The 18,752-nt window shown below is 70.3% G+C and carries 14 protein-coding genes; 5 read left to right on the top strand and 9 right to left on the bottom strand.

Annotated features, from left to right (window positions below; genetic code table 11):
- Positions 1-30 precede the first annotated feature (30 nt).
- Complete coding sequence (locus BACI71_RS15650) at positions 31-1,275, top strand: hypothetical protein (RefSeq protein WP_236553011.1); 1,245 nt, start codon at positions 31-33, stop codon at positions 1,273-1,275.
- Here BACI71_RS15650 and BACI71_RS15655 read toward each other — a convergent pair.
- From BACI71_RS15655 to BACI71_RS15670, 4 genes are all read right to left on the bottom strand, one after another.
- A complete protein-coding gene (locus BACI71_RS15655; protein WP_159760175.1) occupies positions 1,220-4,612 on the bottom strand; it encodes a chromosome segregation SMC family protein in 3,393 nt (1,130 codons plus the stop codon). The two genes, BACI71_RS15650 and BACI71_RS15655, sit on opposite strands and share 56 nt — an antisense overlap.
- Before the next feature lie 208 nt (positions 4,613-4,820).
- A complete protein-coding gene (locus BACI71_RS15660) occupies positions 4,821-5,579 on the bottom strand; it encodes a thioredoxin domain-containing protein (RefSeq protein WP_236553012.1) in 759 nt (252 codons plus the stop codon).
- A 16-nt stretch (positions 5,580-5,595) separates the two neighbouring features.
- Positions 5,596-6,258, bottom strand: a complete 663-nt coding sequence (locus tag BACI71_RS15665) for a thioredoxin domain-containing protein (RefSeq protein ID WP_159760177.1) — start codon at positions 6,256-6,258, stop codon at positions 5,596-5,598.
- The gene (locus BACI71_RS15670) at positions 6,255-6,770 is read right to left on the bottom strand and encodes a DUF721 domain-containing protein (RefSeq protein WP_236553013.1); all 516 of its coding nucleotides are present in this window, start codon (positions 6,768-6,770) and stop codon (positions 6,255-6,257) included. The genes BACI71_RS15665 and BACI71_RS15670 overlap by 4 nt, the downstream gene beginning before the upstream one ends.
- A gap of 26 nt (positions 6,771-6,796) precedes the next feature.
- Here BACI71_RS15670 and mutY point away from each other — a divergent pair, with 26 nt between their 5' ends.
- Genes mutY through nudC form a run of 3 tightly spaced genes read left to right on the top strand, consistent with a single transcriptional unit; the run spans position 6,797 to position 10,067 of the window.
- Complete coding sequence (mutY, locus tag BACI71_RS15675; protein WP_159760181.1) at positions 6,797-7,837, top strand: A/G-specific adenine glycosylase; 1,041 nt, start codon at positions 6,797-6,799, stop codon at positions 7,835-7,837.
- Positions 7,834-9,186 (top strand): serine hydrolase domain-containing protein, encoded by a 1,353-nt coding sequence (locus BACI71_RS15680; RefSeq protein WP_201297393.1) that lies wholly within the window; start codon positions 7,834-7,836, stop codon positions 9,184-9,186. Before mutY ends, BACI71_RS15680 begins: the two co-directional genes overlap by 4 nt.
- A gap of 11 nt (positions 9,187-9,197) precedes the next feature.
- Entirely contained in the window at positions 9,198-10,067 is an 870-nt protein-coding gene (gene nudC / locus BACI71_RS15685; protein ID WP_159761278.1) for an NAD(+) diphosphatase, read from the top strand.
- 324 nt (positions 10,068-10,391) lie between these two features.
- On the opposite strand, the gene gyrB is transcribed toward nudC, so the two are convergent.
- The 4 genes from gyrB to recF are packed head-to-tail and all read right to left on the bottom strand — an operon-like array spanning position 10,392 to position 16,549.
- Positions 10,392-12,884, bottom strand: a complete 2,493-nt coding sequence (gene gyrB / locus BACI71_RS15690; protein WP_159760183.1) for a DNA topoisomerase (ATP-hydrolyzing) subunit B — start codon at positions 12,882-12,884, stop codon at positions 10,392-10,394.
- A gap of 42 nt (positions 12,885-12,926) precedes the next feature.
- A complete protein-coding gene (locus BACI71_RS15695; protein ID WP_159760185.1) occupies positions 12,927-14,150 on the bottom strand; it encodes an MFS transporter in 1,224 nt (407 codons plus the stop codon).
- Between the two features lie 9 nt (positions 14,151-14,159).
- Positions 14,160-15,467 carry an MFS transporter gene (locus BACI71_RS15700; RefSeq protein WP_159760187.1) on the bottom strand — a complete coding sequence of 436 codons (1,308 nt, stop codon included), beginning with the start codon at positions 15,465-15,467 and terminating at the stop codon, positions 14,160-14,162.
- Positions 15,464-16,549, bottom strand: a complete 1,086-nt coding sequence (gene recF / locus BACI71_RS15705) for a DNA replication/repair protein RecF (RefSeq protein ID WP_159760189.1) — start codon at positions 16,547-16,549, stop codon at positions 15,464-15,466. Before recF ends, BACI71_RS15700 begins: the two co-directional genes overlap by 4 nt.
- A gap of 117 nt (positions 16,550-16,666) precedes the next feature.
- Here recF and rarD point away from each other — a divergent pair, with 117 nt between their 5' ends.
- The gene (rarD, locus tag BACI71_RS15710; protein WP_159760191.1) at positions 16,667-17,533 is read left to right on the top strand and encodes an EamA family transporter RarD; all 867 of its coding nucleotides are present in this window, start codon (positions 16,667-16,669) and stop codon (positions 17,531-17,533) included.
- On the opposite strand, the gene BACI71_RS15715 is transcribed toward rarD, so the two are convergent.
- A complete protein-coding gene (locus BACI71_RS15715; protein WP_159760193.1) occupies positions 17,523-18,752 on the bottom strand; it encodes a dicarboxylate/amino acid:cation symporter in 1,230 nt (409 codons plus the stop codon). The genes rarD and BACI71_RS15715 overlap by 11 nt on opposite strands.

Here is an 18,752-nt window from a genome sequence, read left to right on the forward strand (position 1 = left end):
GGGCGCATCGCTTTGCCATGGATCAGCCCCGTGCAGAAGCTGATCGACCGGCTCGGCCCCAATGGCCCGTACCTCGCGCTGGCGCTGACGTGCCTGCTTGGCTGGGGGTTCAAGGCGCATTGCGGGGCGGCGTGGGGCGGCTCCGAGCAGTATATTACCGGCTGCTACAGCGATGCGGTGCCGTTCTGGGGCTTGCGTGGGGTCGCTGCGGGACAGGTGCCGTACTTCGGGGCACGGATGGAATATCCGGTGCTGACCGGCGCGCTGATCTGGATCGAGGGGCTGGTGGCGCGCGTGATCGGCGGGCGTGGCGCGGATGCGGCGGATTTCCTGAACGCGGTGACGCTGGGCAATGCGATCCTGGCGTTCGTGGTGCTGGAGTTCATGCGGAGCGCCGGGGTTGGCGGAAGGCGGCAATATGCGTGGGGGCTCGCGCCGCCGCTGGTGCTGTATCTCGGACATAATTGGGACTTGCTGGCGGTGACGTTCGCGGTTGCGGCGGTGCTCGCGGCGCGGCGCGGCGCCGCGCGGAAGGCGACGGCGCTGGCGGCGCTTGGTGGGGCGGCGAAGCTGTTTCCGGTGCTGATGCTGCCGCTGTTCGGGTCGGGGGCGCTCTTCCGATCCGGTTGGGGCTGGGCAGAGCGGATCGTGGCGGCGGCGGTGCTGATCGCTACCGCCGTGGCGGCATGGGGCGTCGTCAATCTGCCCGTAGCAGCGCTTGCATTCGAGAACTGGCGCGAGTTTTACGCCTTCTCCAGCGAACGAAGCGGGACGGCGGCGAGCGTCTGGGAGTTGATGACGCAATTCGGCTGGTGGGCAACGGACATCCCGACGCGCAATTTCTGGTCGTTCGTGCTGTTCGCAGGCGGCGCCGCGACGATCGTCGCGGTCGGCTGGCGCAAGCATGGCGAGCGGCCGTGGCTGCTGTTCATGCCGGTGCTGGCGTGGTTCCTGCTGACCAACAAGGTCTATTCACCGCAGTTCGATCTTTGGCTGTGGCCGATGATCGTGCTGACGGGCACGCGGGTGCGGGCGATGGCGCTGTTCCTGCTCGGCGACCTGCTCGCCTATTTCGCGGAATTCTGGTTGTTCGCGGGGATGGAGGGGGCGGGGCCATCGGCGACGCAGTCGGATATCCTCGCCGCCGCGATCGTGCGCGGGGTGGCGATGCTTTGGCTGATCCATGGCGCGGTGCATGACGATGCGCCGGCCTGGACGCTCATTCCGCAGCCAGCAACTCCGCGGCCTGAAGATCGACCGACACCAGCCGGCTGACGCCCTTCTCGATCATGGTGACGCCGAACAGGCGGTGCATCCGGCTCATCGTCACGGCATTGTGCGTGACGATCAGATAGCGGGTGTCGGTTTCACGGGCCATGCGATCGAGCAGGTCGCAGAAGCGCTCGATATTGGCGTCGTCGAGCGGCGCGTCGACCTCGTCGAGGACGCAGATCGGCGCAGGGTTGGTCAGGAACAGCCCGAAGATCAGCGCGATCGCGGTCAGCGCCTGCTCACCGCCCGACAACAGGGTCAGCGATTGCAGCCGCTTGCCGGGTGGTTGCGCCATGATCTCCAGCCCGGCCTCGAGCGGGTCATCGGAGTCGACCAGCGCGAGATGCGCCTGCCCGCCGTCGAACAGGGTGGTGAACAGCCGCCGGAAATGGCCATCGACCGCTTCGAAGGCGGCGAGCAACCGCTGGCGACCCTCGCGGTTGAGCGTGCCAATCGAGCCACGCAGCCGGTTGACCGCCTGACCCAGCTCCTCGCGCTCGGCGGCGGTCGAAGTGCCGGCGGCTTCCAGCTCGGCGAGTTCCTGCTCGGCGACCAGATTGACCGGGCCGAGCCGCTCGCGGTCCATGACCAGCCGCTCGTGGGCCGCGGACTCGTCCGCCGGGCTGGCGACCGAGTCGCTCTCGAACCCGACGTGCGACGGCAGGGTCGGGGCGGGGCATTCGAAGCGCTCGCCGGCCACGCGCCCCATCTCGACACGGCGCAACTCATGGCCTTCGAGTCGCGCAATCGCACCCGCCCGCCGTTCGCGCGCCTGCGCCAGCGTCTCGGCGGCGCGGGTCAGCGCGGCATCCGCAACGCGCAATCCGACGTCCGACTCGCGCTCGGCTTCCTGGGTCGCATCGGCGGCGGCGCGCGCGGCGGCGTGCTGCGCCTCCAGCGTTCCAATTTCGTCGGCGACCGCAGCCGGGCGCCCCGCCAACTCGGCCAGTTCACCATCAAGCGCGGCCGCGCGTTCCGTCAGTTCGCTCACGCGCCGCGCCGCCTCGCCAGCGCGGGCTCGCCAGCCGAGCGCCTCGTCACTCGCGCCAGCCGCCCGGGCACGCGCTTCGTCGAGCATCCGGTCCTGCGTGCTGCGATCGGCGCGGGCCAGCGCGACATGCGCCCGCGCCGCCTCCGCCTCGGCGCGCAGCCGGGCAGTGGCCGCCGCGGCGGTGGCGCCATCGGGGAGTGCGGCGACCATCTCGGCGGCGTGGGTCTGCTCGGCATCGGCCTCGCCCGCTTCGGCGGTGACGCGTGCGGCGCGCGCGGCAAGGTCCGCCTGCTGCGCCGCCAGCCGCTCGATCAGCGCGGTGGCGCGATCCTCGTCGCGTTGCGCGGCGCGCGCTGCCGCCTCGGCCTCGGTGACCAGAACCCGCGACGATTGCGCCGCGGCGCGTGCGCGAGCAATGCGTTCGTCGAGCTTCGTGCGACGGGTGGTGGTACGCTCGACGGCATCCCCGGCCGCAGGGCGCTCCGCTTCCAGCGCGATGATCCGGTTGAGCCGCTGCAACCGCTCTGCCGCCGCAACCCCGCCGATATCGCTGACATAGCCGTCCCAGCGGCGGACGTGCCCGGCGCGGGTGACGAGTCGCTGTCCGACGTGGAGGACCTGACCCGAGTCCGCCTCGACCAGAAACACCTGTGACAGCCGGCGATCCAGCGCGGACGGCGCGGTGACGCGCGCGGCGAGTGGCAGCGTGCCGACCGGTGCGGGCGGGTCGGTCGGGCCCGACGCGGCGCCCGTCCAGTCGGCAAGCGCGGTTTCCAGCTCGTCGCCGAGCACGGCCGCCAGCGCGCGCTCGAAGCCCGGCTGGGCGCTGACTGCGTCGATCAGCCGGTCACCGTCACGCGCGGTCGACTGGCGCAGCGCCGCCAGTTCGCCGTCCAGCGCGGCAAGTGCCGCGATCGCCGCGGCGCGGCTCGCTTCGGCGGGATCGCGTTCCTCGCGTGCCTCGGCCTCGCTCGCCTCGGCCCAGGCCAGCGCCGCAGCGGCCTTGTCGGCCTGTTCGCGCGCGACGGCGAGCGCCGCCTGTGCCGCTTCCCGCTGCTTTTCCAGGGCGGCTGGATCGTCGAGCGCCTCGATCGCCGTGGCGAGTTGCACCGCCTCGCGCCGCGCGCGCTCGTAGCGCGCGGCCGCCGCCGCCTGCGCGGCCAGCGCGACGCGGCGTTCGGCAGCTTCGGCGGCCTCGGCGGACATGGCTTGCGCCAGTGCGACCTCGGCATCGCGCGCGCGGCGCTCGGCCTCGGTGAGCGCCGCGTCAAGCGCCGGAAGCGCGGCCGCACCCGCGGCGATCCGGCGCTTCAGTGCCTCACGCTCGTCCGCCAGCCGCGCCGTCGCCGCGGCGGCGTCATGCGCAAGCGCATCCTCCCGCGCGCGATCCTCATCGATCCGCGCGCGGGCGACGCGCGTGTCTGACAGGCGGCGTTCCAGCCCAAGGCGCTGTTCGCGAAGCCGGGTGAGCTGGTGCGCGAGGTCGGCAGCCGCATCGCGCGCGGCGAGCGCTGCGTCGCGTGCGGCGACATGGCGTTCGGCGGCGGCTTGCTGTTCGACCTGCGCGGTGGCGGCGTCGGCGGTTGCCGAGACGAGCGCTGCGTCGGCGGCATCTGCTTCGGCCTTGGCCCCGGTCGCGGCAGCGGCGGCGTCGCGCCAGCGCGCGAAGATCATCCGCGCTTCTGCCAGACGGATTTGCTCGGAGAGCAAGCGGTAGCGTTCGGCGGCGCGCGCCTGTCGCCTGAGCGCCGTGATCCGCGTCGTCTGGTCGGCGAGCAATTCGTCGAGCCGCGCGAGATTGGCCTCGGTGGCGCGCAGCCGCGTCTCGGCATCCTTGCGGCGGACGTGGAGCCCGGCGATGCCGGCGGCTTCCTCCAGCATCGCGCGGCGCTCGACCGGGCGGGCGGCGATGACCGCGCCGATGCGGTTCTGGCTGACGAGCGCGGGCGAGTGCGCGCCCGTTGCGGCATCGGCGAACAGCAACTGCACATCCCGCGCGCGAACATCGCGGCCGTCGATGCGATAGGCGGAGCCCGCACCGCGCTCGATCCGGCGAACGATCTCGCTTTCCTCCGGACCGTCGGGGCCGTCGTGCTCGGCGAGCAGCGCGACCTCGGCGAAGTCGCGCGGCGGCCGCGAGGCAGTGCCCGCGAAGATCACGTCCTCCATGCCAGCGCCCCGCATCGAACGGGCGCTGTTTTCGCCCATCGTCCAGCGGAGTGCTTCGAGGAGATTCGATTTGCCGCAGCCGTTCGGTCCGACGACGCCGGTCAGCCCCGGCTCGACGCGCAGGTCGGCCGGGTCGACGAAGCTCTTGAAGCCGGTGAGACGGAGGCGCTTTATCCGCATCGCGTCGGGCGATCATCTTCGTCATTCCCGCGAAGGCGGGAATCCAGAACCTCTGACCTCCGGGCAAGAAGTGAAACGTCCGCGCGTCTGGATTCCCGCTTGCGCGGGAATGACGGAAGAGTGCGGCGGGGCGACAAAGATGGCGCAGGCCGGGCGCGTCCGGCACCCGCCCGCGACAGGCGTCCGTGGCGACGGACGCCCGCCGGCATCACGCGCCTGCGTTCTTCAGCGCCGTCTCGACCTGCGCCCAGGTGACCCCGTCGACCTTCGCGCCGTTCAGGATGAAGGTCGGGGTTCCGGTGACGCCGTTCTTGTCGGTGCCGTCCTGCATCATCCTGGTGAGTTGATCGATCGCCTTGGCGTCGGTCAGGCAGGCGCGCGCCTGCGCCTCGGGCACGCCGCGCTGCTTGATGAACTCCAGATAGCCCATCTTCTCGGCCCAGGCGGTCGCGACCTGCGCCGGCGCGGCGTTCTGCGTCTGTTGCAGGAACGCCTGATCCTGCGCGATCTTCATCTGCGTATCGAGGAACTTGGGCTGATCGATATACATCTGCTCAAGGATCGGGAAGAACGGCTGCGGTCCGGCACAACGCCCCAGCAACGCCGCGGCGAGATCGGGCGGGCCGTGGACGAGGAAGTCGCGGAATTCATACGAGACCTTGCCGCTCTTGACGTAATTGTCCTCGAGCGGTCGCATCCCGGTCTGACCAAACGCGCCACAGGTCGGGCAGGTGCGCGAGCCATATTCGACCAATTTCAGCTCGGCATCGGGATTGCCGACGACATAGCCGCCCGCCGGAGTCGCGGACACGACCTGCGTCCAGTCCTGCCCGGCCGGGGCCGCGACCGCCTTCACCGAACCGGCGGGGGCGCTCGGCGTGCTGCTGTTGCCGCCGCCGCCCGCGCCGCTGCCGCAGCCGGCAAGCAGCGACACCGCTGCCAGCAAGGGGATTGCCATACGCATCATCGTGTCACTCCGTCGCTCATTTCGCACCTGCCGCGCGCAATTGCGGCTGCAACTGCGCCCAGCCGACATTCTGGATCAGCCGCCCGTTGATCTCGAACGCGGGCGTGCCCTGGACCTTGGACGTACCCTCCGACACCGCGAGCGTCTTCTTCACGGCGGCATCGGTGGCGAAGCAGGCGCTGATCGCGGCCGACGATGCGCCCGCGTCGCGCGCGATCGTGGTCAGCCCGGCGCCTTCGGCGATCGCGGAGAGCTGCGCCAGTTGCGGCCAGCTCGCGATCCGGTCGCGGTTGCCCTGCGCCCAGTCGCTGGCACGATCGAGCCATTGTTCCTGTTTCTGGAAGAGCGCGGCGTGAACGCGCGGGAACGCGGCCGCGCCTGAACAGCGTGCCAGCGTCGCCGCGGCGAGGTCGATCCCGTCATGAACCTGGTTGCGGTATTCGACGCTGGTCGAGCCCGAGCGGACCATCGTACCGAGCGCGGCTTCGGACTCCTGCGTGAAATGCGCGCAATGCGGGCAGGTGTAGCTGACATATTCGACCAGCTTCACACGCGCCTTGGGGTTGCCGATCAGATAGCTGCCGTTCGCCACCGGGGTTGCGACCGCGGTCCACGGGCGCGGCGCGGAGGCGGCAGTGAGCGCGATGGCGGCGAGCAGGGGGAGGAGGAAGCGGGTCATCGGACCTTCGGCAAGACGGGGCGGGGGGCGGCGACGCCGGAGGCGAGCGCCTCCAGCACCGCCTTCAGCTCGGGATCGGCGATCGTGCGCAGGCTCTGCCCCATTTCGGGCGGGGCGGGCACGAGCGATGGCGGGGTGCGGCGCTCGGGGCGGCGGGTGACCTCGCCATGCCGGATCGCGACGCGCACCACAGCGGCATAGCCGAAGAAGCGGTTCACGCGCTCGATAATCTCGGCCGTCAAATGGCTCATCATTGCAGCATGGGCGCCGCGCACCGTCAGCGTCAACACGCCGTCCTGCTTCTTTCCGGCGGGAAAGCGGATCGATTCCGGGGTGCTGGCCGCCGCGAGTCGCTCGCCGACGATCTCCGGCCAGCGCGTGACGATCGCGGATTGCACGAAGCCGAAGCGGCGGAAGGCCGCACCGCCGACCGCGGGCAACAGCTCCGCGACCTGCCGCGAGCGATTGGAGCGCGGGGATTCGGAAGGGGGATCGCCGGCGCGCTTGCTCATTCCCCAGCCCATGCCATAGCCGGGGCATGGACGCCAAGCACCGGATCGATATCGCTGGTCCGTTGCTCGACTGGTATGACCGGCACCGCCGCGATCTGCCGTGGCGGTCGAAGCCCGGTGAGATCGCCGATCCGTATCGCGTGTGGCTGAGCGAGGTGATGCTCCAGCAAACGACCGTGGCGACGGTGCGGCCGCGCTTCACCGAATGGACGCAGCGCTGGCCGACCTTCGCCGACCTTGCCGCCGCCGACGAGGGCGAGGTGATGGCGGCGTGGGCGGGGCTCGGCTATTACGCGCGGGCGCGCAATCTGCTGGCGGCGGCGCGGACGATCGCGGCGGTGCATGGCGGTCAGTTGCCCGATACAGAGGCTGCGTTGCGGGCGCTGCCGGGGTTCGGGGACTATACCGCCGCGGCGGTGGCGGCGATCGCGTTCGGGCGACGCGCGGTGGTGGTCGACGCCAATGTCGAGCGCGTCGTCGCGCGGCTGTTCGCGATTGACACGCCTTTGCCGGCCGCGCGCAAGGCGATCCGGGCGGCGGCGGATACCATCATCCCGGACGCGCGCGCGGGCGATTTTGCGCAGGCGATGATGGACCTTGGCTCGGCAATCTGTACGTCACGACGGCCGCGCTGCCTGCTCTGCCCGCTAAACCATGCGTGCGCGGCGCAGGCAGCGGGTACGCCCGAGGCTTATCCGGTCAAGAAGCCGAAAGCAGTGCGCCCACATCGGCATGGTACGCTCTTCTGGTTGCAGCGCGGCGACTCGGTGCTGCTGGAGCGGCGGCCTGACAAGGGGCTGCTCGGCGGGATGCGTGCGTTGCCGACCGGGCCGTGGCGCGATGCGCCGCCGCTGTTCGCCGACGCGCCGGTCGAGGCCGCCTGGCGCGTGCTCGACGAACCGGTGACCCACGGCTTCACGCATTTCACGATCGACCTGACGATTGCGGTGGCGCACACGGAGGCAGCGAGCAACAGAGGCGAGTGGTGGCCGATTGCACGGCTCGACGAAGCGGGATTGCCGACGGTGTTCGCGAAAGCGGCAGATGTGGTGAGGAGACGGGCATGACGACCAAGTGGTGGGCGATTAAGTCGGTGAGGGCAGCGGGACTGGGCGCGGCTTTGCTGGCGACGGTCGCGGCATCGGCGCAGCAGCCGCAAATGCGCGCGCCCGCCCCGCAGGCCGCGCAACGTGCGCCCGATGCCGCCGCGGCGGCGACGCTGTTGCCCGCGACCAAGGCGCTGTATGACGGCTACATCGCTGCAGGAAAGATGCCCGGGATCGTCGGCGCGTTCGGGCTGGGCGAATTGCCGACAGTGTTCGTCAGCGCGGGCAATATCTCGCTTGATCCCGGCGCGGCGGCGGCCGGTCCCGACTCGCTGTGGCGCGTCTATTCGATGACCAAGCCGATCACCGGCATGGCGGCGATGCTGCTGGTCGAGGACGGCAAGCTGTCGCTCGACGATCCGCTGTCGAAATACTTCCCGGCGTTCCTGAAGATGCGCGTGCTGACCAGCCCCGACAACTCGCTGGAGACGCGTGCCGCGGCCAAGCCGATCACGATCCGCGAGCTGATGACGCATACCTCGGGGATCGGTTACCAGATCAACGCCAAGGGGCCGCTGTTGAAGGAGTTCGAGCGGCTGGGGCTGGTGCCGGCGACGGTCAACGCGCAGATCGAGGCGCAGGCGCGGCGCACCCGCCCGGCGTCGCTTGCCGCGTTCGCGGATCGCGTCGCACAGGCGCCGTTGATCGCTGAGCCGGGGACGACCTGGCATTATTCGATGGGGCTCGACGTGCTCGCGGCGGTGGTCGAGAAGGCCAGCGGCATGTCGTTCGAGCGCTTCGTCCAGACGCGGCTGCTCGATCCGCTCAGGATGAACTCGACCTATTGGCAGGTGCCGCGACGCGACGTCGGCCGGTTCGCGAGCAATTACGCTTTCGTCGGCGAGAACCTGACGCCGCTCGATCCGGCGGCGCGCTCGCCGTGGCTTGAGCCGCCGAGCTTTCCTTATGGCGGCGCGGGGCTGGTGAGCAGCGCACGCGATTACGACCGCTTCCTCCACATGCTGCAGAATTACGGGATGCTGGAGGGCACGCGCGTGATGAAGGAGCAGACCGCGCGGCTGGCGATGTCGAACCTGATGCCAGCCGGCGTCTTCTTCGACAATGACGGGCAGCAGCGTGGGTTCGGCGCGGGCGGCGTGGTGTATCTGAACGACGATCCGAACGGCGCGTCGAAGGGCAGCTATGGCTGGGCGGGCGCGGCGGGGACGCTGGCGCTGGTCGATCCGGCCAAGCGCTTCCGCAGCACGATCATGGTCAATTACTTCCCGGCTGAGAAGTGGCCGCTGGGCAAGGAAACCTATGCCGCGCTCCGGCGCGACGCGGCGCGGCTGCATGGAGGACAATGGTGAGCGTACGCGCGGTGATCGAGACAGGCTTTACCGGTGGCACGCTGGATCGGGCGGATGCGCTGCGCCACGATCCACCGGCTGTCGCCGCGTTGCTGACCCACCCGTCGTCACGATTGCTGCGGCTCGACGCGTTCGAGCCGGTGGTGGCGGACGATGGCGCGTTGTCATGGGGTACGATTGCGGAGGCGCCGGACGGGGCCGAGTTCGTGTTGCTCGGGCTGGCGGACGACTGCGCGCATTTTGCGGCAGTGATCCCCGGCGACGCGCCGCCGCCGCCGTACCGATCGCCGACGTTGTTCGCGCTGCTCGAGCGGTTGCGCGGCGGTGAGGCGGCCACCTTCGCGGCGGCGCGCGCGCTGATCGACTGGCATGCGCGTCATCCGTTCTGCGCGCGCTGCGGCCATGCAACGGCGCCATTCCGCGCCGGGTGGGGACGCAATTGCCCGAACTGCAAGGCCGAGCATTTCCCGCGCGTCGACCCGGTCGTGATCATGATCGCCGAACATGACGGGCGCGCGCTGATCGGCCGGCAGGCGGCGTGGCCGGCGGGGCGTTATTCGGCGCTGGCGGGATTTCTGGAGCCGGGCGAGTCGATCGAGGAGGCGGTGGCGCGCGAGATCGCCGAGGAAGCCGGGGTGCGGGTCGGCAAGGTGCGCTATGTCGCCAGCCAGCCGTGGCCGTTCCCGTCGCAGTTGATGATCGCCTGCGTCGCCGAGGCGGAGGACGATGCAGTCACGCTCGACACCAACGAGTTGGAGGATGCGCGCTGGGTGACCCGCGACGAGGTGCGCGCGGCGCTGGCGGGGGAGGCGGGCGCCTTCGGTGCGCCGCCGCCGTATGCGATCGCGCATTCGTTGTTGCGGGCGTGGATGGAGGAATAGGTCTCGCCGTCATTGCGAGCGTAGCGAAGCAATCCAGGGCGTCCTGATTCGGCCCTGATTGCTTCGCTGCGCTGGCAATGACGAGCCGATCCGGCTGCGACCTTCCGTCATTCCCGCGAAGGCGGGAATCCAGAACCTCTGACGCCTGTGGCCTTTACGAGAACCTGCGCGTCTGGATCCCCGCCTTCGCGGGGATGACGGGTGGGGTGAGCCGTCATCCACTTGCGTCGTCCCGGGCTTGACCCGGGACCCCGCTTCTTCTTCGCGCGGCCGGTAAGAAGCGGGCCACGGATCAAGTCCGGGGCGACGGAGAGAGGTTACGCCTTAAACATCCAGATTCGCGACGCTCAGCGCATTCTCCTGGATGAACTCGCGACGTGGCTCGACGACGTCGCCCATCAGGCGCGTGAAGATCTCGTCCGCAACGTCGGCCTGCTCGATCGCCACCTTGAGCATCGTGCGGTTCGACGGATCGAGCGTGGTTTCCCACAGCTGCTCGGCGTTCATCTCGCCGAGACCCTTGTAGCGCTGGATCGCCAGCCCCTTACGCCCCGACGCGAGGATCGCCTCAAGCAATTGCGACGGACGTGCCACCAGCGACTCGCCACGGCCGACCGAGACGGTTTCCTCGCCTTCCTCGTCGGTGGCGACCGCATCGACCGGCGTCTCGACCGTCGCGGTCTTCACCGGCACCAGCTTGGCGGCATGCGCGAAGGTCTCGGCCTGTTCGGCAGCCAGCGTGTGGAGCTTGCGCGCCTCTGCCGAGCCGAGGAAGGCCGCCTCGACGATATGGTGATCGGTCACGCCGCGCCACAGCCGCTCGAAGTGGATGCCGCCGTCCTCGGTGACGCGCGCCTTCCACGTCGCGTCATTGTCGCCCTGATCGAGCCGGCGGACGACCTCGGTAACCGCAGCAGCGCGCGTGTCGCGCGTCGCCTCCGGATCGAGCGCGCCGCCGAGTGCCAGCCCTTCGATGATGACCGGATCGTAGCGACGCGGCACATAGCGCATCAGCGTCCGCATCCGCCGCGCGTGCTCGACCAGCGGCCGCAGGTGGACACCCGTCAGCTTCTCGTCGCCGCGCTCCAGCGCCATCGCGCCCAGCCCGGCGTCGACGAGGTAATTGTCGAGCGCGTGATCGTCCTTGAGGTACACCTCCGAACGGCCCTTGGTCGCCTTGTAGAGCGGCGGCTGCGCGATGTAGAGGTGACCCGCCGTGATGATCTCGGGCATCTGGCGGTAGAAGAAGGTCAGCAGCAGCGTGCGGATATGCGCGCCGTCGACGTCGGCGTCCGTCATGATGACGATCTTGTGATAGCGCAATTTTTCGAGCTTGAAGTCGTCGCGCCCGATGCCGGTGCCCATCGCCTGGATGAGCGTGCCGATCTCCTTCGAGCCGAGCATCCGGTCGAAGCGTGCGCGCTCGACGTTGAGGATCTTGCCGCGCAACGGGAGGATTGCCTGGAAGTGGCGGTCACGGCCCTGCTTGGCCGAGCCGCCGGCCGAGTCGCCCTCGACGAGGAACAGCTCTGACTTGGCGGGATCGCGCTCCTGACAGTCGGCCAGCTTGCCGGGCAGGCTGGCGATGTCCATGACGCCCTTGCGTCGCGTCAGCTCGCGGGCGCGCTTCGCCGCCTCGCGCGCGGCGGCGGCGTCGATGATCTTGCCGACGATCGAACGCGCGTGCTGCGGATTTTCCTCCAGCCATTCCGCCATCTTGTCGGCCATCAGGCTTTCGAGCGGCTGGCGGACCTCCGACGAGACGAGCTTGTCCTTGGTCTGCGAACTGAACTTGGGATCGGGCAGCTTGACCGAGACGATCGCGGTCAGCCCCTCGCGCATGTCGTCGCCGGTGAGCGACACCTTCTCCTTCTTCAGGAGCCCCGACTTCTCGGCGTAATTGTTGAGCGTGCGGGTCAGCGCGGCACGGAAGGCGGCGATGTGCGTGCCGCCGTCGCGCTGCGGAATGTTGTTGGTGAACGCGAGGACGTTCTCGTAATAGCTGTCGTTCCACTCCAGCGCGACCTCGATCGTCACGTGATCGCGGGTGCCCGCGACCGAGATCGGGTCGGGGAACAGCGGCTGCTTGTTGCGGTCCAGCCACTTCACAAAGGCGGCGATCCCGCCCTCGTAGAACAGCTCGATCGACTTCGGTTCTTCGTGACGCGCGTCGTTGAGGAAGAGGCGGACGCCCGAATTGAGGAACGCCAGCTCGCGGTAGCGGTGTTCGAGCTTCTCGAAATCGAATTCGACGATCTTGAAGGTCGCGGGCGAGGGGAGGAAGGTAACGCGCGTGCCCTTCTTGCCCTCCGCCTTACCGACCACCTTGAGCGGAGCAACCGCATCGCCGTGCGCGAAGCGCATATAATGCTCCTCGCCGTCGCGCCAGATCGTCAGGTCGAGATATTCGGACAGTGCATTGACGACCGACACGCCGACGCCGTGCAGACCGCCCGACACCTTGTAGGCATTGTCGTCGCTGGTGTTCTCGAACTTGCCGCCGGCGTGGAGCTGGGTCATGATGACCTCGGCTGCCGACACGCCTTCCTCGGGGTGGATGCCGGTCGGGATGCCGCGACCGTTGTCGGTCACCGACACCGAGCCGTCGGCGTTCAGCGTGATGTCGATCCGGTCGCAATGCCCGGCCAGCGCCTCGTCGATTGCATTGTCGCTCACCTCGAACACCATATGGTGGAGGCCCGAGCCGTCGTCGGTATCGCCGATGTACATGCCGGGGCGCTTGCGGACGGCGTCGAGGCCCTTCAGCACCTTGATCGAGGAGGCGCCGTATTCGCTGGTATTCTGAGGTTCTGCCATGGCGATCATATAGGCAGCCGGGCGGTGTAGCGAAAGCGAAACCTAGCCTTGTGCGGGTCGGTCGCGCAGCCCCGTGAAGAGCAGCCCGGCGATCGCCAGCGCGGTGCTCGCCACCGCCAGACCGGCCGCGTCGCCGCCGGTCGCGTCATGGAGCGCGCCGAAGCCGATGATCCCGGCGCCGCTGCCAACCAGCGCGACGACGATCAGCGTGCCGTAGACCTCGCCGTACGCGCGCAGCCCGAACAACCGCGCGGCGAAGAAGGGAAAGAGGTCGTTCTCGGCGCCGTTCATCAGCCCGGCGCAGAAGACGCCGGCCATCAGCCCCGGCAGCGTGAGCCCGGGCCATTGCAGCGCCGCGAAGCCGAGCGCCGAGACGCCAGCGACGGTGGCGGCGATCCGCTGCGGCGGGTAGCGGTCGATCAACGCGCCGAACGTGACCCGCGCCGCGACCTGCGACGCCCCGAAAGCGGTGAGCAGCAGCGCCGCCTGCTTGCCGGTCAGATCGTGGTCGATCCCGAACGGCACGAGCTGCGTGACGAAGCCGATCGTCCCGAGATTGACGAAGAAGCCGGTCAGCCCCAGCCGCCAGAAGCGCGGATCGCGCCGTGCTTGCGGGGCGGTGACGCCGGAAACGTGCGCCAGCTCGGTGAACCCAACACGGGTGACGGGGCCGGCGGTGCGGATCGCGACGAGCGCGATCGGCAAGGCGATCAGCGCGGAATAGAGCGCCAGCGCGACGAACCCGCCGCGCCAGCCGAACGCCTCGATCACTTCGGCCAGCACGATCGGCAGCAGCAAGGTGGTCAGCGGCAGCCCCGAGGTTGCGATCCCGAGCGCCAGCCCGCGATGCGCGAAGAACCGCGCCGCGATCAGCTTGCCATAGGCGAGCGCGCTGGTGCCCGGCACCGTCATCGCCAGCGCGAGCACCAGCAGGTGATAATGCCAGAGCTGCCCGCCCATCGTCGCCATGCCCAGATAGGCGGCGGCGAGCGCGACCATGCAGCCGACGATCATCGGGCGCACCCCGATGCGGTCGACCATGCGCCCGAGCAGGGGCACCGCGAGGCTGCCGGCGAAGCCCAGCCCGCTGGCGGCGGCGACCGCGCCGCGGCTCCAGCCGAACTCGCCGGTCATCCCCGGCACGAACATGCTCGACAGATTCTGGAACAACGCCGGGCCGGCCCCGCTGCCGACCACCGCGCCGAGCACCACCGGCCAGCCGCGCCGCCATTCGCTGCGATTCGGGGCGGGCTGGCGGGTCGACATCGACGCGCGCTAGCGGGCCGCGCTGTCGCCGTCATCCCCTGCGCGATCGGGGAGAATCAGGAAGCACATTGCCGCCAGCAGCAGCGCGCCGCAGCCGAGCGTCAGCGCGCCCGTGTAGCCGCCGGTGAGGTCGTGAAGCCGCCCGAAGCCGATGATCCCGACCGCGGTGCCCGACAGGGCGATCGGCATCGCGGTGCCATAGATCTCGGCATAGGCGCGCAACCCGAACAGCCGCGCCGCGAAGAACGGCAGCAGGTCGTTCTCCGCGCCGTTCATCAGCCCGGCGAGAAAGACCAGCACCAGCAGCAGCGCCAGCCCCGACGGCGCGAACGCCAGCGCGACGAAGGCGGCGGCGGACAGGATCGCGAAGGCTGCGGCCACCGGCTGCGGGCGCATGCGATCGACCAGCCAGCCGACCAGCAGCCGTCCGGCAATCGCGCTGGAGGCAAAGCTGGTGAGCAGCAGCGCGGCCTGCGGCGGCCGCAGGCCGAGTTCGAGCCCGATCGGAACGAGCTGGGTCACGAAGCCGGTGGTCGCGGCGTTGGTGAGCCAGGCCGAGGCGACCATGATCCAGAAGCGCCGGTCGCGCCGCGCCGCCGCCGCGCTGGTGCCCGGCAAGGCGGTGCTGCGCGGATCGGAGCGGGCGGGCATCGCGACCGCGCGCAGGCTGAGCATGATGAGCGGCAGCGCGAGGAGCGCCGAGCCACCCGCCAACACGACGAACCCCGCGCGCCAGCCGAAGTTTGCGATGGTGGCGCCCAGAAGGGGTGCGGCAATGATCGTTGCCAGCGCCAGCCCCGAGGTGCCGAGCGCCAACGCCATCCCGCGCCCGCGCACGAAGCGCGCCGCGATCAGCTTGCCATAGGCGAGGCTGCTCGTTCCCGGCAGCGCCAGCACCAGCAGCACGACGCCGAGCTGATAGCGCCAGATCGCCCGGCCACCGTTCATGCCCATCCCCGCCAGCCACAGATAGGCGGCGCCCAGCAGCAGCATCGACGCGATGATGACGGGACGCACCCCGAAGCGGTCGGCGGCGCGCCCGATCAGCGGCGCAGCAATCGCGCTGCCCAAGGCCAGCCCGGCGGCCGTAGCAATGTCGCCGCGCGACCAGCCGAACGTCGCCTCGAGCCCGGGCGTGAACAGGCTGGAGAGGTTCTGGTAAAGTCCTGGTCCGAACCCTGCGCCGAGCATCGCCGCGGCCACCACCGGCCAGCCGCGCCGCCATTCGGTCAGCGTGCGCGGGACGTCGTCGGCGGAAACGGCGGGCTCGGTCAGCGGAATGTACCCCAGAGAAGAAAGCGGTGGTTCATCGCTCAACGCGGATCGGGCAAAAATGTTGTGGGCGTAACGACATCATGCAGCGCGACCCAGGTGGCGGCGTCGATGCCGTCGAACAGCGCGCGCTCGGTGCCGGTCATCCACACCTGCCCGAGCGGGGCGAGGCGGGCGAACAGCGCGGCGCGGCGCACCGGGTCGAGATGCGCCGCCACTTCGTCGAGCAGCAGCACCGGCGCATGCCCGGTCAGCCGCGCCACCAGCTCGGCATGCGCGAGGACGATCCCGAGCAGCAGCGCCTTCTGCTCACCGGTCGAGGCGGTGGCGGCGGGGCGCGCCTTGTCGACGTGCGTGACGATCAGGTCGGCACGGTGCGGGCCGACCAGCGTGCGGCCGGCGGCGGCGTCGCGCGCGCGTCCGGTGCGCAGCGCGTCGGCCAGCGTCGCGGCGTCGCCGCTCCAGCCCTCGAGCGCGATCCGCGCGCGCGCGATCTCCCCAGCGGGCTGGGCGGCGAGCGCAGCGTCGAGCGCGGCGATGGTGTGGCGGCGGGCGGCGTCGAGCGCGGCGCCATGCTGTGCCATCTGCGCCTCAAGCGCCGCGAGCCAATCGGGGTCGGGGAGCGGCTCGGCGAGCAGGCGGTTGCGGTCGCGCATCGCCGCCTCGTAGCGCGCGCCGTCGCGGGCATGGCCGGGCTCGATCGCGAGCGTCAGCCGGTCGAGGAAGCGCCGCCGTCCGCCCGCCGCCTCGGTGAACAGCCGATCCATCGCCGGGGTGAGCCACAGCACCGCGACGCGCTCGGCCAGCGCGGTGGCGGGGGCCGCGGCGCCGTTGATCCGCACCACCCGCCGCTCGGGCGCGGCGGCCAGCGTGCCGGTAGCGAGCGTGACGTCATCTGCCAGCGTCGCGGCGACGCCGAAGCCGCCCGGCCCATCGCTGCGCGCGACCTCCGATAAGGCGGCGCGGCGCAGGCCCCGGCCCGGCGCGAGCAGCGATACCGCCTCCAGCACATTGGTCTTGCCCGCGCCGTTCGGGCCATACAGCACCACGAAGCCGGGCGCGGCATCGGGCACGATCGACAGCGCTTCGTGGTTGCGGACATCGGTGAGGACGAGGCGGGACAGCATGATGGCGCGACGCTGGTACGGGCAAAGCGCGGGCAGGGCGACTGTTTCCTTGGGCGCGCCGGTGCGATGGGTCGGCGCGCGCTTGCATCGTGGCGCATCTGCCGCGACACGGCACGCATGACCGCAAACTCCCATCGCTCCGGCCTGCTGCTCGGCGTCGGCGCCTATGTCTCCTGGGGGCTGCTGCCGCTCTATCTGCACCTGCTGACCGGCGTACCGGCGTTGCAGGTGCTGGCGCATCGCGTCGTCTGGTCGCTGCTGCTGCTCGCCGCGATCGTGCTGGCGATGCGGCGCACCCGGCCGATAGTGGCGGCGGCGCGCGGGCGGACGTTGTTGCTGCTGTGCGCGTCGGCGGCGCTGATCGCGGTCAACTGGCTGGTCTATATTTTCGCGGTGCAGAGCGGGCATGTGCTGGAGGCGAGCCTCGGCTATTTCATCAACCCGTTGCTCAACGTCGCGCTGGGGACGATCGTGCTCGGCGAGTGGATCGGCGCGATCCAGAAAGCGGCGGTCGCAGTCGCCGCTCTCGGCGTCGTGGTGCTGGCGATCGCAGGCGGCGGGGCGTTGTGGATATCGCTGACGCTCGCGTTCAGCTTCGGCGTCTACGGGCTGATCCGCAAGGTGGCGGCGATCGATGCGCTGGGCGGGCTGACCGTCGAGACCGCGTTGCTGATCGGGCCGGCGCTGGCGGTGCTGTGGCTCAGCCCGGAGCCGGTGTTCGGGCGCGGCGATATCGACCTGTTGCTGGTGCTGGCGGGCGCGGTGACCGCCGCGCCGTTGCTGATGTTTGCCGCGGCCGCGCGCCGGTTGCGCTACTCGACGCTCGGGCTGCTGCAATATCTCGCGCCGACGCTGCAGTTCCTGCTCGCGGTGCTGGTGTTCCACGAGCCGCTACGGGGCGTGCACATCGTCACCTTCGCGCTGATCTGGACCGGCTGCGCGCTCTACGCTCTCGGCAGCCGGCCGCGGCGCGCTACTCCCTAGGTTCGCGCCGACCCAGCCACGCGGTGGTGGCGAGGTCCATCGTGACATTGCCGACGGTGCGGATGATGTCGGGGATTGTCTCGACCGCGACCAGCAGGCCGAGTGGGGCGACCGGTGCGCCGATCGTGCCCGCGATCGGCGCGATCGCGCTGACATAGCTGACCGTGCCGGGCAGGCTGACCGAGCCCAGCGAGGTGAGCGTCGCCACCACCACGCCGATCGCCAGCGTCGCGGGCGACAGCGGGACGCCGAACCACGTCGCGACATAGATCGCGACCGCGAGGTTCATCGCCGGGCCGGTCGCGCGGAAGATCGCGACCGCCAGGGGCAGCGTCACCCCGGCGGTGCGCACCGGCACGCCGAGCGTGCGTGCGCCCTCCAGCATCGCCGGCACCGAGGCGAGCGAGGATTGCGTGCTGATCGCCACTGCCTGTGACGGCAGCGCGGCGCGCACGAAGTCTGAAGGGTTGAGCCGCGCGCCGGCCCAGGCGACCGGATAGGCGAGCAACGTGACGATCACCCCGACGCTGGCGACGACGAGGATGTAATGCGCCAGCGCGCCGAACGCGCCCGAGCCCGCGCGCGCGCCCACCACCAGCGCCAGTGCGAATACGCCGAGCGGCGCGATCCACAACACCCAGTCGATCACCACCAGCATCGTGTCGCGGAGGGCAGTGAAGAAGCGGACGAGCAAAGCACGCCCCTCCGCGTCGATTCGCGCGATCGCGAACGCGAAGACGAGCGTGAAGATGATGAGCGACAGGAAGGCGTCGCTGGCGGCGGCGTGGACGATGTTGGTGGGGACGATCCCGGCGAAGAACTCGCCGAGCGGCGGGACCGCGGGCACCTTGCCGGCGCCGACCAGCGCCGCGCGCAACGCCTGCGCGGAGGCGGCGGGGAGCGGGGCGACCGCGAGGATCACCGGCGTCGCGATCGCGGCGATCACCGCCGACAGGAACAGGAAGGTGACGTAAAGCGCGATCGCGCGCCCCGCCAGCCGCCCGGCACGCGCTGCCTCGGCGGTTGCCGCGACCCCGGTGACGAGCAGCGAGACGACCAGCGGCACGATCGTCATCTGCAACCCGTGCAGCCATGCCGCACCGATCGGCTCCGCCACCGCGATCGTGCCCGCGACGGCGTCGCGCGCGAAATGGGCGAGGGCGACGCCGCCCGCCAGCCCGATCAGCAGCGACAGCAGGATGCGGGAGGCTTGCGACAT

The organism is Sphingomonas sp. 8AM (assembly GCF_902506455.1).
Taxonomy (GTDB): domain Bacteria; phylum Pseudomonadota; class Alphaproteobacteria; order Sphingomonadales; family Sphingomonadaceae; genus Sphingomonas.

Excerpts from the sequence above, each read along its gene's own strand:
- BACI71_RS15655 (WP_159760175.1), bottom strand. The coding sequence starts at position 4,612 with ATGCGGATAAAGCGCCTCCGTCTCACCGGCTTCAAGAGCTTCGTCGAC.
- BACI71_RS15660 (WP_236553012.1), bottom strand. The coding sequence starts at position 5,579 with ATGATGCGTATGGCAATCCCCTTGCTGGCAGCGGTGTCGCTGCTTGCC.
- BACI71_RS15665 (WP_159760177.1), bottom strand. The coding sequence starts at position 6,258 with ATGACCCGCTTCCTCCTCCCCCTGCTCGCCGCCATCGCGCTCACTGCC.
- BACI71_RS15670 (WP_236553013.1), bottom strand. The coding sequence starts at position 6,770 with ATGAGCAAGCGCGCCGGCGATCCCCCTTCCGAATCCCCGCGCTCCAAT.
- mutY (WP_159760181.1), top strand. The coding sequence starts at position 6,797 with ATGGACGCCAAGCACCGGATCGATATCGCTGGTCCGTTGCTCGACTGG.
- BACI71_RS15680 (WP_201297393.1), top strand. The coding sequence starts at position 7,834 with ATGACGACCAAGTGGTGGGCGATTAAGTCGGTGAGGGCAGCGGGACTG.
- gyrB (WP_159760183.1), bottom strand. The coding sequence starts at position 12,884 with ATGGCAGAACCTCAGAATACCAGCGAATACGGCGCCTCCTCGATCAAG.
- BACI71_RS15695 (WP_159760185.1), bottom strand. The coding sequence starts at position 14,150 with ATGTCGACCCGCCAGCCCGCCCCGAATCGCAGCGAATGGCGGCGCGGC.
- recF (WP_159760189.1), bottom strand. The coding sequence starts at position 16,549 with ATGCTGTCCCGCCTCGTCCTCACCGATGTCCGCAACCACGAAGCGCTG.
- rarD (WP_159760191.1), top strand. The coding sequence starts at position 16,667 with ATGACCGCAAACTCCCATCGCTCCGGCCTGCTGCTCGGCGTCGGCGCC.
- BACI71_RS15715 (WP_159760193.1), bottom strand. The coding sequence starts at position 18,752 with ATGTCGCAAGCCTCCCGCATCCTGCTGTCGCTGCTGATCGGGCTGGCG.